A 19,421-nucleotide genomic window follows, 5' to 3' on the forward strand; every position below is an offset into this window, starting at 1 on the left:
CAATGTCAATTCTAACCATCATTTTAAATATCATATTTCCACCACTTGCGGTTGCTTTAAACAAAGGCGTAGGTAAGGATTTAATCATAAATATTATCCTTACAATTCTAGGTATAATTCCAGGTATAATACATGCCTTTTATGTTAATAGTAAATAATTGAATATCAACATATAGTAGGGATGCATGAAAGTGCATCCCTTTTTTTTTATAGCAGTTCCTCTCTATAAATTGACTAATAAAGTATTTATTTATACTACGCTTTCGCGAAAGCGTAACTATCCATCCCATTTAGGTTTTCCATTATTAGATAATTAGAATAAAAAGCAAACCTGCACGTTCAAATTTTCGTAAGTTCACAAACACTAACCAGTGACTCTTATGAATTACTTGCGCCAGCTAGGAATTGCGTTTTCTTGTATACTAACCATCACGATATATGCACAAGAGGAAAAAGTGCGTCCTTTTGACCTCGAGGCAGATTTTTTTTATGGTACGCTCTTAGAGCATAATCCAGATATATCTCATCTTATAACAGAGCATCCGCAGGGAATAATGCTTGCCTATAACCGAAAGACTTACGGGTATGAAGCATGGGAGCGACGTTATAATTTTCCAGATGTGGGTTACACTTTTGTGTATCAAGACATGAAAAATGAAAATCTAGGGGAATTGTATAGTGCTTATGCGCATTATAACTTTTATTACTGGAAGCGTAAATTACAGTTTAGAATAGGGCAAGGAGTTGCAATTGCCACAAATCCATATGATAGAGAGACTAACTTTATAAATAATGCTTACGGTACCACTGTGTTGAGTAGTACCATGCTTAAATTTGGTTTCAAGCAGGATAATATCTTCAAAAATATAGGAGTACACGCAGGGGTTACCATTATACACTACAGTAACGCAAACCTCAAAGCGCCTAATAACTCCACAAATACATGGGCATTTACTGCGGGGATTAATTATTTTCCAAAAGCAAATGAGTTTCCGGATTACATCCCACTAGGAGAAAAAACAGCATACTCAGAGCCTATACATTATAATCTAGTAGTGAGTGGTGGTGCAAATCAAAGTGATATAAATAATTCTCCACGATACGGATTTTTAACCCTTACGGCATTTGCAGATAAGCGCATAAATCATAAATCTAGTTTTACAGCAGGTGTAGATGCTTTTTTTGCAAATTTCTTAAAAGAGCTTATTCGTTATGAGTCTGTAGCTTTTCCTGAGGGCGAGGTTACTGGTGATGAAGACTGGAAACGTTTTGGAGTTTTTGTAGGTCATGAGTTACATTTCAATGAACTTTCATTTGTCTCTCAGTTAGGATACTATGTGTACTATCCATACGATTTTGAAGGAAGGTTTTATAATCGATTAGGGCTCAAAAGAAAATTTGGAGATCACTTTTCTGGAAGTATGGTTGTTAAAGCTCACGGCGCAAAAGCAGAGGCAGTAGAATTTGGACTAGGATATAGATTTTAAAGATGAAAAATAAATATTTAATAGTAGTGTTGTTGCCAGTGATGATGTGGTTTGCATCATGCGATACTGAGGATACATTATCATGCCTTAAAACAAGCGGTTCTATAATTACTGAGGAATATGACCTAGCAAGCTTTGATAGTATCATAGTCTTTGAACGTGTACAGTTAGTCGTAAAAGATGCTCCTGAGATCTCAGTTGTACTTGAGACTGGAGAAAACCTGCTAGAAGATTTTGAAGTGTATGTAGAGGATAATACGCTCATCGTAAAAAATAATGCCTCATGTAATCTAGTGAGGGATTATGATACTTCTATATTACGGGTGTCACATCCTAACCTTAGGCAGATTAGAAATAGTAGTGGCAGTACAGTTTTAGGTGATGGCTTAATAAGCTGGAATACGTTGCGACTAGTTTCTGATGATCTTATTGAGGAAGATTTTTACCATAAAGATGGAGATTTTGATATGGAGCTAGACTCAGAAAATGTATTCCTTCAATGTAATGGCTTGTCTAACTTTTTTATACGAGGAAGCGTAACCAATTTAGATATTAACTTGCTGGAGGGTGATAGTAGATTACCACTACAGGATCTAGCAGTGCAAAATGTTACCATTTTCCATAGAGGTACAAACGACGTGTTGATAGCTCCTCAACTATCCATAAGCGGCGAACTAAGAAGTACGGGTGATTTAATATTAAGCAATACACCTCCCGTAGTTGACGTGGAAGCATTCTTTACTGGCGAGGTTATTTTTGACTAGTTCTATACTTCAGGTTTAGGTTTTAAAAAAGGAGTCACTTTAAATAAGTAACTCCTTTTTTAATGATGCTCATTTAACAACCTTAGTGACTTAGATGCTTTCTACTACTTTTTCTAAAGCTATTCTTGACTTTGGCTTTTTACTAGGTTGATTAAAATCATCCTCATCGCGATATCCTATTGCCACAGCTACTAGCGTTGCGTAGCCTTTGTTATCTATAATCTTATCGTAATTTTCTGGCTCTATACCTTCCATTGGGGTTGCATCAATGTTCATTGCAGCACAGGCGCTTAATAATACTCCTAGCGATAAATACACTTGCTTGTCAAACCATGCCTTGATTTCTTGCTCTGGTAACGGTTTTAGATATTCTTTATAGTAATCTACTGCACCTTGAGGTAGTTCTTCTTCTATTTGTTTTTCAAAAGCTGCTAGATCATTAATCCTGCTAAAAACAACTACAGTATCACTATCTGTTACCTTCTCGGTATTAATCCAAGATACTTTAGAAAGTTTTTCTTTGGTAGCTTCGTCAGAAACAAAAGTGAATTTCCATGGCTGGCTATTTATGGAAGATGGACTTAAGCGAAGTATTTCCTTAAGCTCATCTATATGTTTACTATCTATTTTTTTTGATGCGTTATACTTCTTTGTAGTATAACGTTCTTGCATTGCATTTATAAAACTCATATCAATTGTTTTTAAACCATATTAGGTATATGAGTAAAATTAAGTATCGCAATATTACATTGCAATAACTGGCTTAATAGACAGTACTATTTTAAGAGAACTTTATGCGTTTAGTACGATAATTGGGGTTTTGAATTAAATTCCAATAGTAAAAAGTATAAAATGAAGTAGTATACTATACTTTTAGGTTATGAAATTTTCTTGAGATAGTACTTATGTAAATCTTCTGCACTTGCACCAAACCATTTACGCACATAAATACTCCAAAAGTGAAATTGTAATTTCCAGACACCGTTTTCATCATAGCGTCTTGCAGAGGTGGTAAGCCACTCTTGAATTACTACAAACTTACGCTTAGCATATAACTTATTGATAAGGTCATTATCTTCATAAATAATATAACGCTCGTCAAAAGTGCCTAGCTCCTTAAATAACTGTGCGGTAATAAACTGACTTTGATCTCCTCCTCTACAGGCTCTCCACTTGAATTGTGTAAGCCATCCAGCGAGTCTTAACCACCAGTGATTAGAGTCAAATTTCATTTTAAAACACCCAGCAGGATTACCAGCAACCACTTGCTCCACGATATGCTTATCATAATCTTGAGGAGGGTAAGAATCTGCATGTAGAAAGTAGAGGATTGAGCTTGTTGCGATGGCTGCTCCTGTGTTCATTTGTTTAGCTCTGCCCTTTGCAGATTTTATCACTGTGACCTGAGGATTGTGATCGCTATAGCTGCTTACGAGCTGGTAAGTATCATCCTTGCTTCCTCCATCTACTACAATTATTTGTGTTACATAATCACAAGAAAAAGCCCTCTCTTTCAAATGTGCTAGTAATTTAATAATCGTTTCAGATTCATTAAGTACCGGTATGACAATCGAAATAGAAGGCTTCATTAAATAATTTATGGTCATCAAATCTACGCAAAAAGAGTAGAGATGGTTTTCAATTATTGTTTATTTAATCCCCAGTTATATTCTTTAAAGTTGACAGGCGCATCACCTTCAACTTCTACCGTGCTGTATTTATTTATGAAAGGGATTAAACTTTCATTAGATCCTCTATAAAAGTCCTTTGTATAAAATTTAAAAATAGAAGATAGCTCAGCTTTATTTGCTGTGATAGTATTCTTGTCGCTGTTTATAAACTCCTTTGTGGCTTTCTCTAATTGCTCATTAATTTTTCCAGCAGTATATGCTTCTCTCAATAGTGGTGGGCATGAAATAGAGGCGCAATTTATAGCAAAATGTATTCTAGGTTCGTTCATCTTACGTAGCACACCATTCTCAATTCCTCCTAGGGAAAGTTTGCGGTTTTGCACGGTTACAATTCCTTTAGTCCATACACCGTCTATTTCTTTTATGCTCGTAACATTGGGATTTTTAAGGATTTGATCTACGGTATACGCATTGTAAATATTGATGTAATAAGCCAGCAATTCTTGAACGCTCCAGTCATTATTAGGGTCTAGACTCGCAAGTTTATCTAAGTATGCATTAAGAGCTTCTTGATCTTTGGCAAATCCTTTATAATCCACCATTCCATTAGCGTCTACATGCTTTTTAAGAAGCTCGTCCCACGCAGAGTGATCTACATTTACAGTAGAGTTTGCAGTCGTTGAGGTTAGAGTTCCTTCTACTTGTTTCGTAGGCTGTCCTTGACTTGTAATTCCGCCTGCAGCCAGCGTAGCGCAACTTTGCAATGTGATTGCAAAGGCACTTAGGGTAAGTAATCGTAAGAAGTTTTTCATAATATATCTTATTGAGAGTACAATATCGCTTTCGCGAAAGCAAAACCAACACCCATTAACGTGTAGTTAAGTGAGTTTTGTGAAAACATTACTACTTATTCAATGTCCAGTCATAATCACGATAACGCACCCTTGCATTCTCTGAAATTGAGGTCGTGGAATAACGATTTAAGAAATCTATAAGAGAGCCGTCTGTTTTAAAGTCTTTTGAAAACCATGTGAAAATCTTTGAAACTTCTACGCGATCACTTGTGATAGTATTGCGGGTAGGATCATTAATAAATTTTCGAGAAAGCATTTCTAGTTGTGCATCTACCTTGCTAGGTATAAATGCCTCATTAAGCAGTGGCGGACAGGAAAAAGAAGCGCAATTTATCCCGAAGTGTATGCGAGCATCTCCCATTTTACGTAAAATCTCATGCTCAATCTCATTGAGATTATACCACTTGTCTCCTAATTTCCAAAACCGTTGATCCCATGGATCTTTAATATCTTTTATGCTTTCAAGTGGATAGTTGCGTAGTATAAGGTCTATCGTCATCGCATTGTAAGCATTCATCCAGTAGGATAGCTTCTCTTCTTGCGACCAAGTCGCTGTAGGCAGCGATTGCCCTAGGGAAGCGATATATGCACGTAAACTACCCCAATTAGATTTAATACCATTGTAATTTACATTACCTTCTATAGAAACGTATTTCTTTAAAAGTGTATCAAAAGCGTCATGATTAAAATTGGAAACTTCTTCTATAACTTCAACTTCAACAACCTCTTCGGGTTCATTATTTGCGACGGCAACTTCAACGACTTCCTCTGGTTCGGAGATTGTAGTTTCTACTTCTTCTGATTCGGTAATTACCCTTTGCGGGATTTCAACGCGGGTTTCGGTAATAACCATTGGAGTCTCAGGTTCGGGAGTAGTTGTAACATTTTTAGAACTGCTACAGCCAGTGAGCAGTGCAATTGTAAGTATGAAGTAAGTTAATTTTTGCATCAGATTTTTTCTAAGATTAGTTCGCTTTCGCGAAAGCGTATGCAATAACCTACTTTTCTTTTTCAGAAAGAGGATAGGTGATTTGACCTACAAAGTCCGTTGGAAATGTTTCATCTCCGTCAAACCCTAATTCGATATCACGACCATCATGCGGAACATGACTTGTTCCAAAAAGGTAATCCCATACACTCAACGTTAGTCCGAAATTTACGCCATACTTTACACGCTCAGGTAATTCTTTTGCGTGATGCCAGATGTGCATTTTCGGGTTATTGAGAATATACTTAAGCGGGCCATAATCCCAGCCTATGTTTGCATGGTTGAGGTGACCTACGGTAAGAGCGGTAAAATGAATGATAGCCACATATGCAAGGTCAAAACCTCCTATAATCGCAATAGGAATGTATAAAAAGGACTTATACATAATGGGCTCTACCCAGTGATAGCGCATCTGTGCTGCAAAAGCCATCTCCTTTGTGGAGTGATGTACTTTGTGAAAATTCCATAAAAATGGTACTCTGTGTAGTATTCTGTGCGTGTTCCACTGCACAAAGTCAGATATGATAAAAAAGATAAGCAACCCTACGCCAAAGGGTAGTGTGTCTACATCAAAAAGTTGGAAATCACTTAATTCTAATCCTACCACGCCTAGAATATCATCAAAGAAGAGTGCTGCGGTATTTGTGAGTGCGATAAATACAATGAGATTAAGGAAGAAGAAATTAAAGAACATGTAAAATAAGTCCATCCAGAAATCTTCACGAAAAATCTTCTGATTCTTACGCCACGGAAATGCAATTTCTAACCCCCATACTACAAGAGATACAATGATTAATCCCCAGAAATAATTATCCCAGTTATTCTCAAAGAAAATCTCGCGCTTAAAATAACTCCAATAGTCGGAGTAAGATTGTAAGAAAGTATCTAAGTATTTGCGCATATTATATTGGTGATAATAACAAATTTACAAAAATCAAAAGGCACAACCTTAGTTGTGCCTTTTGTATTATCCTTACAAGGTTTCAATAGATTTGAATACTTACAAGGGTGCTTATTTATAAGGATACGCTTAGCAACATCCACCACCATCATAATGGTATGTAGACTCACTTATAAATATATCATCACGACCTAAAGCAGCAAGTGCTCCTGCTGTCTTATCACAAATAGCCAGCGGCTGATTTTTAAGAAGTATGTGTCCTAGCTTATCATCAAAGTGATTATCCTCACCATAATAAATAGCAGCTTTTCCTGTGAAAATACAAGGTCCATCTGCTGGCATAGGATCTTTGATTGCTGCTACTTCAATAGACTCAATATATATGAGCTCATCTGTAGGATACGCCTCAGGATTAAGTATTCTATATGGTTTACGAGCTCTTATCTCTATGGTTCCAAAACCAGCATCTGTAAGTGCTTTTACATACTCGGCTATGGGTAGACTTCCAGAAAGACAAAGCGCACGTAAACGATCATCATTCCGTAGCTCCTCATTCATTTCCTGCTCACAAGTAGGGTCGCTCATTACAAGTTTACCGTGAGGTTTAAGCACGCGATACATCTCTGCAATGGCGCGTTTTAAATCTTCGGCTTTAAAGATGTTGAAGAGGCAATTTTGTGCTGCTACGTCTATTGAGTTATCTGCCACATTAAGGTTAAGGGCATCTCCTTTTTGAAGATCTACAAATTCACTCTTAAACCAAGGGTTTAACTTCTCTGCTTCTATAAAGTTTTTGCGAGACGCTTCTAGCATTTCATCCACCACGTCTACACCTACTACGCCACCTTTATTACGATTAAAATATGCAAACTGTAAAAGCTCCATGCCACCACCTACACCTACATATAGCATCTTAGGCTCATTAGTAAGATCACGAGCGTTTACAGTGCTTCCGCAACCGTAATTCATCTCTTGCATAATCTTTGGGATCTTTAATCCAGGTAATTCCCAAATAGGATTTGTAGTACAGCACAGTCCTACATCTGGTGTAAGTGCCGCTTCTTTATAAAGATCATTTGTAGCATTAAGGTAACTCATAACTCGTTGTTTAAATAGATAGTAGTTTGTATGTAATGATGATATCTTTTGGTTTAGATTCCGCTTTCGCGAAAGCGTACTTTACAAAGATTTTAGCAATCCTGTAAAGAGCGTAATCATCTCGGGCTCTGCCTTACCAGCCATTGCAATTATTTCTGGAATATTTACCGGCTTAAGATTATCTGGGTCACACTCATCTGTAAGTACAGAAACTGCCACAACAGGTAGATTCAAATGATTTGCTACGATAATTTCTGGCACAGTACTCATTCCTACAGCATCTGCTCCTATGATTTTTAAGTAACGATATTCTGCTCTAGTTTCTAGCTGTGGGCCTACTACAGATGCATATACTCCTTCGTGTAAGTTTATGCCATTATCTTTTGCAATAGTGCGTAGCGTATTGTTCATAGCAGCATCATAAGGTGCGCTCATATCTACAAAGCGCTCTCCCATTTTTTCTACTCCTTTAAAAGCTAGCGGTGATCCTCCTTGTAGATTAATGTGATCATCTATGAGCATTAATTCTCCTTTTTTGAAATCAAGGTTAATCGCTCCAGAAGCATTAGATACTAATAGGTGCTTGATGCCTAAAGCGTGCATCACACGTACTGGGTAGGTTACATCTGTAAGTGAGTAGCCTTCATACACGTGAAAACGACCTTGCATAATAATAACCTTTTTGCCTTCTAGCGTACCGTAAATTAATTTACCGGTGTGGAACTCTACCGTTGCCGTTGGAAAATTAGGGATATGATTATAACTCGCAGTGTGTTCTATCTCAACACGATCAATGAGTTGCCCAAGACCAGTACCTAAAATGATACCTACTTCAGGATTTTCAAAGCCTTTGCTTTTTAAGTAATCTGCTGTTTCTATGATGTATTTTTCCATAATATGTTTTTTTAAACGTATTAAATTCTCTTGTTATTGTAAATACTGAGCAAACTCAGCATATGGCTTTAAATCTTCGGCAAAGTCTATATCGTTAAGCGTTTCTAGTTGGTGTGTTTTTAACGTTGCTAGATTATCCATAGTGCTTTTAAATACGGTATCTCCACCCCATTCTTTGTTGTAAAACACTTCTTTTATAAGCTTACTCATGCCTAATAAATAATAACCACCATCTTGGGCTGGGCCTATTACTGCATCATTAGAGTGTAGCGCGTCAAAAGCCTCATTTATGTGAGAAGCACGCAAGTCATAAAGGTCACTGCCTACAATGAGTACATTGTCATACCCATCTGCAAAGGCCTTTTCAAATGCATTATACATACGCACTCCTAGATCTTCACCTTCTTGCTGGAATTTTTCAAAAATAGCATTATCCCACATATCATTATCGCGCACCTTCACAGAGTAGCCTACGCGCTTAGTACAATTTAAAGTGCTTACTACGTCCTTGGTGTGTGACAAGAGCTTCTTGTAAATCTCAAGAGCGTTTTCTTGACCTACACCTTTGGCTAGTCTGCTTTTTACTTTGCCTAGTTCTGGATTTCTGGTGAATATGAGTACTATGTTTTTTTTCATTATTGCTTTCTATAATTATATACGAGGTACAAAAACATAAGCGCCATCGTGATGAGCTGCTGGTATATACTCGCATTAATAGACCAACCTAGGTTCTCAAAATTTAGCTTGCTTACAGTAAGTATGAGTAATAGGATAAGGAGTATGATAAATATGAGAATGATTTTCTTTCTAGTCATTACTCATCATCTTTTTTTGTCCACTGGTCACTTTTTTTAATGGCTATAAACATCCCAATATTTGCAATAATAATAAGAATACTAGAGAGGTAGTCTTTCCAAGTGGATGTCTCGTTAGTAAGATGATAAGCCAGTAAAGCAAATCCTCCTATGGTGAGTCCTATAAAAATGAGTGGTATATATTTATTCATTTAGTAAACTTTATGTCCTGTTTTTAAATACTTTCCCCAAACTTTGGAAAATACGTGAACAGAGTCGGTTGGTTGTTTTTTCTTGTTTTGAATTTCGTAGCCTTCATCTTTCCAAGCAAATATGCTTCCGTATAGATTTTTGACATTTGTAAACCCTTTCTTCTTCAGTCGCTCGCCAAAGTCTTCAGAGCGTATGCCTACGGAGCAATAAACGATGATGGGTTGATCTTTTTTTGCTTTCGCGAAAGCGTAAATACTATCATTCACCTTCTCAGAAACCCACACCGCTCCAGGGATATGGCTTACCTCAAATTCTTCCTTTTTGCGGGTATCAAGTATGAGGTAATCTTTCATTTCCATCTTGAGTTCTTGCACAGAAATATAAGGAACAGAGCGCGTGTTGTACTGTTTTAAGAGCACATCCATATCCGACTGTCCAAATGAAACTGCCGAAACTAATAGAAGTAATATGTAAGCGATATTCTTAGTATTCACGTCTTATAGTTTTATACCAAATCCTTGTAAGCCACTCTCTACAGGTGGTAGTATTTCTGTGTTGTCCCAGATGCCAGTTACGATGGTACGCGCATACTCTTCTGGCAGTAAGCCGTTTTGCATTAACTGGCTCGTAAGCTTGTAATTATATGCAAAGGTATGATGTTCATAGCTAAGATTGCCAGAAGTGTCATCTAGAATGGCATACCAGACCTCGGTAGAGCCATCATTTGCTGGCATCCCGATCACGCCAGGGTTGAGCCAGAGTTTATCTTCTTGCTCCGTATGAAAAGGCAAGCCGCAATGTCCCGCAATAATCACATCACTTTGGGTTGTATCAAAATTTGAACCTTTTATTTCCCAAGGCGTATATTTAAATATAAATTCAGAAATATGATTATATGAGCCGTGTACAACCGTCACCTTTTTACCAGCGTAGGTAAATGTAATATGGTCTGGAAGCGCCTCGATGGTGTCTAGCGAATTCTTAGAGAGTTTGCTTTGTGCATAAGGATACCACAGCTGGCTAAAACCATCACAACGCGATCCTTCTCTAAAGTCACACCCACAATCTTCTGCGCCCTCACTCAGTTGTTTTTCTACATTACCTGCAATACCGTGTGTTCCCCATATTTTATAGAGTTGTACGGTTTCTTCTGGTTGCGCACAATATCCCACGATGTCTCCAGTGCATATGCAATTTTCTGGTGCAATCCCTTGCTGCTCTGCAATAGATTTTAGTTTTTCTAGCGCTTGTAGATTGCTATACACACCGCCATAAAGGAGTACTTTGCCAGTGAGCTTGCCTATGTTTTTTATCTTTTTATCCATCGTGGTATGAGGTATAATATGGTGCAGGCTGTGATGCCCCAGACGTTTGTCCAGAGTAACGCAGCATAAGATCCTGTTGTAAATTGTAATGATAGTGGTAAGGCATCAAAAACTAATATGAAGCCAAAAACGATACCAGTTACTACACTCAAGTAATAACTAATTTTTGGGGCTGGCTTTCGCCAAAATAAAAATACTGGGGTTAGTCCAATTACCATTGTTCCAGATATGGTCGTGGCGCTTAAAATCTCTGCATTAAGAAATACGGGAATGGTTCCCAATATGGCAATTACAGCCATAGATAATCTCCCAAACGAAAGATTTTTACCCAAATTTAAATCGACTGAAAGTAATTTTGAAAATGAGGAGAATGTACTATCTAGCGTAGATGCCGCCGAGGTAATCATAATAAAGTTGATGACTAACAATATGACTACACCAAAAGCTTTACCAACTTCTACTGCGGCTTGGCCTGCCATTCCTTGTGACTGGGCATACACACCTATAACACTAAACAAGATAATACAAGCTGCTCCCAATACCGAGGCGATTAAAAAGCTACGTAGGGTAACCTTAGGCGAACTTAAAAAAGCTCTGTCTGTCAATACTGGATCGTGAAAGGGATATGAAAATGACTGTAACAAGGCTGCAAAAAGTAAATTAAGACCAAGATCAAAACTCCACGTTCCAGAAGTCGCAACCTCCTTCACACTAAAATCATCTACCGAAAATATACTCCATAAAATCACACATAGCAGTACGGAAAATAATCCCATTTGTATCACATCTGTAAATATAGAACTGCTCAACCCGCCCTTGAGTGCATATGCCAGGGTGAGTATGGTAAATACAAGAATCGCCCAATAGTAAGGAGTGCTTCCCATTTCTCCAAAATAAGAACCTATAACCATCGTGTTACTCCACACCTCATTAAAAAGCCGAATGGCAATGAGCACAGAAAATAAGCGCATCGCTCCTTTTCCAAATCGAGTAGTCAGAAACTGATGTATACTTGTAAATCCACCTTGCAGGCGCATCTGGTAGATAATAATACCAGCCACGGCAAAGGAGAGGTAATAACCCGCATAAGCCACACCACCTACAATCCCAAAACTCAGGCCTAGGTTAGCAGCATTGGTTATACTCTTTGCAAAAATCCATGAGATAATGAGACTACCCGTAAGCATCCATACATTAGGAGACTTCTTACGATGCGTAGCCTTAAAAAACTCATCAGGACTTTTGGCAAGCGGGGACAGCACAAACATCAACACACTCGATGCTATAATTAATCCCCATTGCCAGATTTCTACATTCATATAGTAATTACTTAACTAGTTGTAATCGCTTTTGCTTTGCAAAAGCTTGGTTCTTGTGTTCCCCTCTTTGAAGAGGGGCTAGGGGAGATGTCCGCAGTACCCTCCCGCAATTCCTTAATCTACATCCCACCACACGCGCACATTAAGGCTATTGCCATCTGTGGCATCAAATGCTGTCTGGTAATTATCTGCATTGAGCGCTTCTTCTTCAGATGGGTAAGGCATACGTACGGGAATTAAACCGTCGTTAAGACTTGCTTGCACATCCATAAACTCAGGAAAACCGGTACGTCTATATTCTATCCAACCTTCATAGCCGTTTATGATGTTTGCAATCCATTTCTGAGTAAGTATTTGTTCTAGCGGCGAACTATCTGCACTATTGAAAGCAGCATTGATTGTGAGATAATCTGCTGGCAATGGTGTTTGCCAGTATTCAAAAGCGAGTGTCACGCCGTTTTCATAAAGTGCCTGCGCATCTGCGGTGATAAGTCCGCGCTGGGCAGCTTCGGCTAGAGCTAGCGAAGTTTCCCAAGCCGTCATAAAATTGGCATCTAATACAGAAGTATCTTCTCTAAAAGCTGTGCCTGCAAGTGATAAATCTCCTAGCACGGCAGCCGTTGAGGTTGCATCTATTCCGTTTATAAGTCCGTTAAAATCATCAGTATTTGATGCTGGTCTAAAAAACGTATTAAGCCTCGTGTCTTCAAGGTCTACAAGAATGGTTTCCATTGTTTCAGAAAGTACGAAGTTGTTAAAGTCACCCACACGTAATTGTGCAAGTCTAAAACTATTAGGCTCTGTGTTGCTAAAGTTAAAAACAGCATTATCACTATTACTAGTTATAAAGTTATCCTCATTAACCAGCGCTTGTAAATCTGCACTTACATCTACACGATCTGAGATACGTAAAAGATGTTTTATTTTAAGACTGTTTGCAAAGCGTACCCAAGCTTGTAAATCACCACCATAAAGAATATCTCCTTCTAGCGGGATCACATCTTCATAAGCTTCTATAGCAGCAATTCCCGCATCTAGATTTGCTAGAATGCCATCTGCACCTGTATATATAGCCTCCTGCGTTTCATAAGCTGGTGTTACCGTTCCATCTATTCCGTTAAATGCTTCTGAGTAAGGAACATCGCCAAAAAGATCTGTAAGTCCAGCCGCCATATACGCCTTGAGGATAAGTGCAGGCCCTTCATATACAGCAAAGGTCAAATTAGTTTGCGCCTGCTGTAAGATAATCTCATTGTCTCTTAAATTCGTATAAAATATAGGCCAAGGATTTCCGCCTAGCTGAGGTGATTTTAAGGCGTGACGATCAAAGAGGTTAAAGTCAAGAGCAGTTCTGTGCTGCGAGAGTAAATCTCCAGCCACAAAACCTTCGTAACTCATTTGCTCTCCGTAGTCATAAATAACTTGTCGCAATAACAAGCTAGGTTGCACGCTTACGGGATCATTTGGGTTGGTATTTATTTCTTCAAAATCTTCTGTGCAACTGCTCATTCCGAGTAAAAGCAGGAGGGAAGTGATGTATAAAAATTGTTTCATTTGTAATGTTTTATGTTACGCTTTCGCGAAAGCGTTAAAAGTTAAATCCTGCCTTAAATCCGAAGCTTCTTGTTGTAGCATAGCTCAAATCTTCTACTCCGCTCACAAATCCTTGTCCCTGCACTGCGAGTTGCTCAGGGTCAAAATGTGGATTTTCTGTGATGGCAAAAAGATTGCGCCCTATAAGTGATAGGTTTACGTCTACACCTTCTTTAAGACCGATAAATCCGTCTTTAAGCTTGAAAGAATATCCTATCGAAAACTGACGAAGTTTTAAGAATGATGCGTCATAAATGTTGTTTTCTTCGTGGTTGCGGTCATAAAACTGACGGTAGTAGCTCTCTGCCGAAACTGCCGTGGTGTTTGGAACAAAATTTGGATTTGCCGCAGTGCCTGTGTTTACAACTCCTTGCGCAATAATTCCCTCTTCCGGGCGGAAAGCAGTTTCTGCTAGTTGGCCTCCTACATTACCTAGCGCTCGCGTTCTTGAGACAATATCTCCACCTTGACGCCAGTCAAATAAGAAAGAAGCACTCCATTGCTTGTAACGGAAATCATTGTTCCAGCCTAGGTTGAAATCTGCTGTGTAGTTTCCTATTTTCTTGAGGTTGTTATCTGCGATAAAGCGACCATTATCATCAATGATAAAATCGCCATCGTCATTACGTAGGTAACCTGTTCCATAAATATCGCCAACTTCCCCGCCTTCTTCTACTTGAAAAAATACGGTTTGGTTTGCGCTGTCATAAATACGACTAAAGGCAAGCGTAAGACGACCGTCAGATTGTGGTAGACTTTCAACTACAGATTTATTGGTGCTGAAGTTAAAGGTCGTGTTCCATCTAAAGTTTTCATTTACGATAGGAGTGATGCCTGCAATGACCTCGATACCCGAAGTGCGTACCTCACCACCATTTACCACCTGCTGATTAAAGCCTGAGGAAATAGCAATAGGCAAAGAGATAATCTGATCTTTAGTAAGGGCGTTGTAGTACGTGAAATCTACATTAAACCTGTCTTTAAAGAAACGTATATCTGTACCTATCTCGTACGATGTAGTTTGCTCTGGTTTAAGGTTTGCATTAGGGATGAAGTTTTGTGCGCTAAAAGTAGGTTGTCCTTCAAAAGGAGTTTGTGCGATAAATGCCCCAGAAGTTTGGAAAGGATTAGTGTCATTACCCACCTGCGCAACACTTGCTCTTAATTGCAAGTAGCTTATCGCTTCTGGAAGTTCCCACACATTAGATCCTATAAAACTCAAACTAGCCGAAGGATAGAAAAACGAAGTGTTATCTGCACTAAAAGGTGTTGCAAGTGCACTAGACCAGTCATTACGTCCTGTAACGTCTAGGTATAAGAAATTCTTGTAACCCAGTTTTGCCACTCCGTAAAATGAGTTGATACGCTTTTCAGATTCAAATTGGAATGCTTCTATAGGTGATGCGGCATTATTAAGGTTAAAGATGCCTGGTTGTGCAAGGTTTGTAGTTTGCACCTGTTTTGTAGAAGCCACTTGAGATAAACGATTACCACCAAGGCTTACATCTAGCGAGAAATCGCCAAACTTGTTATCATAGTTAAGTAAGAAGTCTGTATTGATCTCACGATAAAAAACATCGTGCTCTGCATAGCCACCATTCTGGAAACGGTTAGAACTAAAGTTTCTTAAAAACTGTCGTTTCTCACTACTGTAGTCCATCCCTGTGCGAATAGTGAGGTCAAGATTTTTGGCGAGTGTTTGTGTAAGGGCTATGTTACCAAAAACACGGTCACGGTTAAAAGAGTTCCTGTTTTCTTGTAAGATAAAAAACGGATTGTCAAAGAAAGTGTAGTTAAAAGAGTACTGCTGCACACCTTCTAAACCTGGCTGCCAGTAATCACGGAGGCTGTCTATATTAAGAGAACGAGGTCCCCAGGCTACGAGTGAGTAATTTACATTCTCACTTCCGTATCCGTTTGATGGGCGGTTGTCGCTTCCAGAATTCACATAGCTAATGCTCGCCTTGATTTTAGTTTTGTCTGTTGGCTTAAAGTTGAGTTTAGTCGCGATGGTTTGTCTATCTAAGTTCACACCAGGGATGATAGACTCACTGCGTAGGTCTGTAAACGATATACGGAAATCACCTTTATCAAATCCGCTAGAGACAGATACATTATTTATGGTGGTTACACCAGTTTCATAAAAGTCTTTTAGGTTATCTGGGTTTGACCTAAATTCGGTAGGAGTGATGGCAAGTCCATTGTATAAAGCTGTATCTCCACCACGTACAATCGTCCCATCTGGAAGCGTCACCGGACTATCAAACTGCGGAATTAAATTTCCTGCATCAAGTCTAGGTCCCCAAGAGTACGTAATGTTATCTGAGATTCCTGCTCCAAGACCATCTACATATTCAAAAACTCCACCTTGTCCTTGTCCGTACTCGTTTTGAAAATCTGGAAGTTGGAAAGCACTGTCAAAAAAGATAGAAGAGTTAATACTTATGCCTAATCCTTTTTTCTTGCTACCATCTTTAGTCTCAATAACAATGACTCCGTTTGATGCACGCGTACCGTATAATGCAGCAGCACTTGGACCTTTAAGTACAGAAACAGAAGCAATGTCATCTGGATTTACTTCCATTGCGCCGTTCCCAAAATCTACTTCTTGGAAACCTGCGGCTGCTTCATTTGTGAAGTTAAAAACAGTGTTGTTATTAATAGGTACACCATCTACCACAAACAACGGATTATTATTAGAAAAAGAAGCTTCCCCACGTATGCTTATGCGTGATGAAGATCCTACTCCTGTTGCGCCTTGTGTGATGGTAACTCCCGCAAGCTTACCAGAAAGGTTGTCCAGAAAGTTTACAGACTTTACCTCGTCTATATCTTTTGCATTTATGGTTTGTACTGTATATCCTAGTTCTCTTGTGTTACGTTTTACACCTAGAGCAGTTACAACGACTTCGTCAAGTCCCTCCTGGGAGATGCTTAGTGCAACGTCTATTTGAGTTCTGCCAGCTACAGTGATTAATTGTGAGCTATAACCGAGCGAAGAGAATTTTAAAACGGATGCATCCGTAGGTATGGTAATGGAGTAAGCACCATTTTCGTCTGTAATGGTTCCTTGGTTTGTGCCTTCTACAAGGACATTTACAAATGGTATTGTAGTGTTATCTTCTGCGCTTGTAACGGTTCCGGTAACGGTAGTTTGAGCATACAAACTTGCTGTAAAAAGCAAGAGCATACTAAGATAAAATGATTTCATCTGAGTGTATTAGTTGGTAATTAAGAAAATCTAAGAATAACTGTAAGCTGTTGTGGCTTACAAGATTTAAATACGAACTAATGATGGTGATCCTTTATTAAAGTGGCTTTTAGTGAGCGACTCAAAGAATCGGTTTGTAGTGTGATAACCAAGAGAAAGACCTTGATTTACTATGTTTTTTATAAGTAGTAATAGTCTTTTTGATAATGTGGAAGTCTCTTTGAGCATCTGCTGCAAATCTGCAAATGTGTCAAGATCTGAAAGGGTCTCAAGGAGGTAAAGGTTTGTACGCTTTCGCGAAAGCGTATCAGAAATAATAGCACCCAATTTACTAGACTGCCACGGTAGATTTTTAAACTGCTCAGGCTTAAAATGGTTCTTTTTAATCCCCATTAGATAACAGCCGCCATCTGTACTTGGGCCAATAACAAGCGCAGACTGTTTGAGCTTTTCTTGTGCTAAAAGAATATGCCCTGCCGAAAGGTGCGGCGTGTCATTACCTATGGTTATAATTTGGTCATAACCACTGTCAAAAACCGAGGTAAGCGCATTTGTAAAACGCTCGCCAAAGGTGTTTCCTACCTGCTCATTTTCAGAAAAAATGACGTAGGGGATTCCCGTCTTGCGCGCGGTAGCAATAGTTTGCCTATTGAGCTCTTTAAATAAAGCCACAGACTGCCCGAGCTTCTTGCGAGAAGCTTCGGTAGTTGCTGTTTGAGCAAATATGAGTATGGCGGTTTTTGGTGTCGTGATTCTCTACGTATTAAGCGACGGTTCCTTGACAACTACTTCCTGCACCTGCAGTACAACCATAACAGTGCTGAGAGATCATAATGTTACGATCATTAAGTAAATCTTCATTATAATCTTTAATGTGCTTTACACTACTCGCCACTGGCAATTCTAGCATTTGATTAAAATCACAATCAAATAAATAACCATCCCAACTTATTGAAATTGTGTTTTTACACATCACATTCTCTACTGCTGCAGGGTTATATGCCTCTACGAGTTGATACATATAATCCTCATAGTTTTCTGATGCGATGAGGTAATCTAAAAATCGTGCTATAGGTAAGTTTGTGATTGCAAAAAGGTTGTGGAACTGGATATTAAAATCTTCCATCAATCCTTTTTTAAAGTCTTTTTCCATGCTTGCTTGGTCTCCCGGTAAGAAAGCTCCAGATGGATTGTAAACTAGGTCAAGTCTTAAGTCACTGCCTGGCATACCATACCCGCGCTCATTAAGTTCTTGAAGTGCCTTTATTGATTTATCAAAAACACCATCACCACGTTGCTTGTCTGTCTTTCCGCGAGTCCAGTGTGGCATAGATGAGATGACGTGTACGTTGTGTTTTTTAAAGAAATCAGGGAGGTCGTAGTACTTTTTATTTGCACGAATAATGGTAAGGTTAGAACGCACAATAAAGTCTTTAATTCCAGCCTTACTCGCTTCTTCTACAAAACGTCTAAAATGCGGATTCATCTCTGGCGCACCACCAGTAAGATCTAGCGTGTGAGCACCAGTATTGCGTATCACTTCTAGACATTGCTCCATAGTCTCCCAAGTCATAATCTCCTTGCGATCTGGGCCGGCATCTACGTGACAGTGATCACACACTTGATTACACATGTACCCCACGTTAATTTGGAGTATTTCTAGCTTGTTAGGGCGTAACGGTAGCTGATTAGTCTCCTTTATTTTCTTAGCAAACGTAGGTAGTTCATCTTTGAAAATACCATTAGATAAAATTTCTATCTGCTTGTTTGCTTGTGCGAGTTCGCTACCTTCTTTCTTCAGTGATTTTGTTGCTGACATTTAAAAATATTTGTCGTTTGTAGTGTTGATTTCTTTTGGTTGGAAATCTGTATGAGTACGCTTTCGCGAAAGCGTAAAACTACCCGTCTAGTTTATTTACTTTATTCATCATCATCACTCCGTGTACCAGCGTCGCACCACTTTTTATAGCGGCACCTACGTGCACAGCCTCCATCATCTCTTCCTTAGTGATTCCTTTCTGTAGGCCGTCTTTAGTATATGCGTCTATGCAATATGGGCACTGCTCTGTGTGGGCAACGGCAAGCGCGATGAGCGATTTCTCACGTGCAGTGAGTGCTCCCTCTTCAAAAACTTTACCGTAGTAGTCAAAAAACTTAGTTCCTAACTCTTCACTCCACTCTGTGATTTTTCCGAATTTTCTTAAATCTTTTGGGTCGTAATATTGATCTGCCATAATAAAATTGTTGTGTAAACACACGAATATACCTTTAATCGTAATCACTCACTATTACTTACGTAGAAAATTAGATTCAAGTTTTGATGTCTTGAAATTCTAGCAGTACATTAGC

21 protein-coding genes are annotated in these 19,421 nt (G+C 38.8%); 3 read left to right on the forward strand and 18 right to left on the reverse strand.

Annotated elements, in window-relative coordinates; translation table 11 throughout:
* The first annotated feature begins 2 nt into the window (after nucleotides 1-2).
* The 3 genes from SJY37_RS07595 to SJY37_RS07605 all read left to right on the forward strand — a co-directional run bounded on the left by SJY37_RS07595 (nucleotide 3) and on the right by SJY37_RS07605 (nucleotide 2,251).
* On the forward strand, nucleotides 3-158 hold the full coding sequence (locus SJY37_RS07595) for a YqaE/Pmp3 family membrane protein (RefSeq protein WP_013750138.1): 156 nt from the start codon (nucleotides 3-5) through the stop codon (nucleotides 156-158).
* A 222-nt stretch (nucleotides 159-380) separates the two neighbouring features.
* Nucleotides 381-1,487 carry an acyloxyacyl hydrolase gene (locus tag SJY37_RS07600; protein WP_298329968.1) on the forward strand — a complete coding sequence of 369 codons (1,107 nt, stop codon included), beginning with the start codon at nucleotides 381-383 and terminating at the stop codon, nucleotides 1,485-1,487.
* 2 nt (nucleotides 1,488-1,489) lie between these two features.
* Nucleotides 1,490-2,251: a head GIN domain-containing protein gene (locus SJY37_RS07605; protein ID WP_298329966.1), complete on the forward strand. Its 762-nt coding sequence runs from the start codon at nucleotides 1,490-1,492 to the stop codon at nucleotides 2,249-2,251.
* A 90-nt stretch (nucleotides 2,252-2,341) separates the two neighbouring features.
* On the opposite strand, the gene SJY37_RS07610 is transcribed toward SJY37_RS07605, so the two are convergent.
* From SJY37_RS07610 to SJY37_RS07695, 18 genes are all read right to left on the reverse strand, one after another.
* Entirely contained in the window at nucleotides 2,342-2,941 is a 600-nt protein-coding gene (locus SJY37_RS07610; protein WP_298329964.1) for a nitroreductase family protein, read from the reverse strand.
* Between the two features lie 188 nt (nucleotides 2,942-3,129).
* Nucleotides 3,130-3,840 carry a TIGR04283 family arsenosugar biosynthesis glycosyltransferase gene (locus tag SJY37_RS07615; protein ID WP_298329962.1) on the reverse strand — a complete coding sequence of 237 codons (711 nt, stop codon included), beginning with the start codon at nucleotides 3,838-3,840 and terminating at the stop codon, nucleotides 3,130-3,132.
* Between the two features lie 53 nt (nucleotides 3,841-3,893).
* Nucleotides 3,894-4,694: a DUF547 domain-containing protein gene (locus SJY37_RS07620; RefSeq protein ID WP_298329959.1), complete on the reverse strand. Its 801-nt coding sequence runs from the start codon at nucleotides 4,692-4,694 to the stop codon at nucleotides 3,894-3,896.
* Nucleotides 4,695-4,785: 91 nt separating this feature from the next.
* Nucleotides 4,786-5,685, reverse strand: a complete 900-nt coding sequence (locus SJY37_RS07625) for a DUF547 domain-containing protein (RefSeq protein ID WP_298329956.1) — start codon at nucleotides 5,683-5,685, stop codon at nucleotides 4,786-4,788.
* A 49-nt stretch (nucleotides 5,686-5,734) separates the two neighbouring features.
* Nucleotides 5,735-6,625 carry a sterol desaturase family protein gene (locus SJY37_RS07630; RefSeq protein ID WP_298329953.1) on the reverse strand — a complete coding sequence of 297 codons (891 nt, stop codon included), beginning with the start codon at nucleotides 6,623-6,625 and terminating at the stop codon, nucleotides 5,735-5,737.
* A 129-nt stretch (nucleotides 6,626-6,754) separates the two neighbouring features.
* Nucleotides 6,755-7,723, reverse strand: coding sequence for an arsenosugar biosynthesis arsenite methyltransferase ArsM (gene arsM / locus SJY37_RS07635; RefSeq protein ID WP_298329950.1), 969 nt, complete (start codon nucleotides 7,721-7,723; stop codon nucleotides 6,755-6,757).
* A gap of 81 nt (nucleotides 7,724-7,804) precedes the next feature.
* A complete protein-coding gene (locus SJY37_RS07640) occupies nucleotides 7,805-8,617 on the reverse strand; it encodes a purine-nucleoside phosphorylase (protein ID WP_298329947.1) in 813 nt (270 codons plus the stop codon).
* 33 nt (nucleotides 8,618-8,650) lie between these two features.
* Nucleotides 8,651-9,253, reverse strand: a complete 603-nt coding sequence (locus SJY37_RS07645) for a TIGR04282 family arsenosugar biosynthesis glycosyltransferase (protein WP_298329944.1) — start codon at nucleotides 9,251-9,253, stop codon at nucleotides 8,651-8,653.
* Complete coding sequence (locus tag SJY37_RS07650) at nucleotides 9,253-9,432, reverse strand: hypothetical protein (protein ID WP_021778161.1); 180 nt, start codon at nucleotides 9,430-9,432, stop codon at nucleotides 9,253-9,255. Before SJY37_RS07650 ends, SJY37_RS07645 begins: the two co-directional genes overlap by 1 nt.
* Entirely contained in the window at nucleotides 9,432-9,623 is a 192-nt protein-coding gene (locus SJY37_RS07655) for a hypothetical protein (RefSeq protein WP_013750126.1), read from the reverse strand. Before SJY37_RS07655 ends, SJY37_RS07650 begins: the two co-directional genes overlap by 1 nt.
* The gene (locus SJY37_RS07660) at nucleotides 9,624-10,118 is read right to left on the reverse strand and encodes a rhodanese-like domain-containing protein (RefSeq protein WP_379952950.1); all 495 of its coding nucleotides are present in this window, start codon (nucleotides 10,116-10,118) and stop codon (nucleotides 9,624-9,626) included. It abuts the gene before it with no gap.
* A gap of 3 nt (nucleotides 10,119-10,121) precedes the next feature.
* The gene (locus tag SJY37_RS07665) at nucleotides 10,122-10,949 is read right to left on the reverse strand and encodes a metallophosphoesterase (protein ID WP_298329928.1); all 828 of its coding nucleotides are present in this window, start codon (nucleotides 10,947-10,949) and stop codon (nucleotides 10,122-10,124) included.
* On the reverse strand, nucleotides 10,934-12,268 hold the full coding sequence (locus SJY37_RS07670) for a sodium:solute symporter (protein ID WP_298329925.1): 1,335 nt from the start codon (nucleotides 12,266-12,268) through the stop codon (nucleotides 10,934-10,936). The genes SJY37_RS07665 and SJY37_RS07670 overlap by 16 nt, the downstream gene beginning before the upstream one ends.
* A gap of 114 nt (nucleotides 12,269-12,382) precedes the next feature.
* Nucleotides 12,383-13,822, reverse strand: coding sequence for a SusD/RagB family nutrient-binding outer membrane lipoprotein (locus SJY37_RS07675; protein WP_298329921.1), 1,440 nt, complete (start codon nucleotides 13,820-13,822; stop codon nucleotides 12,383-12,385).
* A 34-nt stretch (nucleotides 13,823-13,856) separates the two neighbouring features.
* Entirely contained in the window at nucleotides 13,857-17,072 is a 3,216-nt protein-coding gene (locus SJY37_RS07680) for a SusC/RagA family TonB-linked outer membrane protein (RefSeq protein WP_298329918.1), read from the reverse strand.
* Nucleotides 17,073-17,138: 66 nt separating this feature from the next.
* Nucleotides 17,139-17,744 carry a DUF2064 domain-containing protein gene (locus tag SJY37_RS07685; protein ID WP_298329914.1) on the reverse strand — a complete coding sequence of 202 codons (606 nt, stop codon included), beginning with the start codon at nucleotides 17,742-17,744 and terminating at the stop codon, nucleotides 17,139-17,141.
* Between the two features lie 91 nt (nucleotides 17,745-17,835).
* Nucleotides 17,836-18,891, reverse strand: coding sequence for an arsenosugar biosynthesis radical SAM (seleno)protein ArsS (gene arsS / locus SJY37_RS07690; protein ID WP_108877954.1), 1,056 nt, complete (start codon nucleotides 18,889-18,891; stop codon nucleotides 17,836-17,838).
* 79 nt (nucleotides 18,892-18,970) lie between these two features.
* Nucleotides 18,971-19,306, reverse strand: a complete 336-nt coding sequence (locus SJY37_RS07695) for an arsenosugar biosynthesis-associated peroxidase-like protein (RefSeq protein WP_013750118.1) — start codon at nucleotides 19,304-19,306, stop codon at nucleotides 18,971-18,973.
* Between the last annotated feature and the right edge of the window lie 115 nt (nucleotides 19,307-19,421).

The organism is Dokdonia sp. R78006 (genome assembly GCF_042466145.1).
Taxonomy (GTDB): domain Bacteria; phylum Bacteroidota; class Bacteroidia; order Flavobacteriales; family Flavobacteriaceae; genus Dokdonia.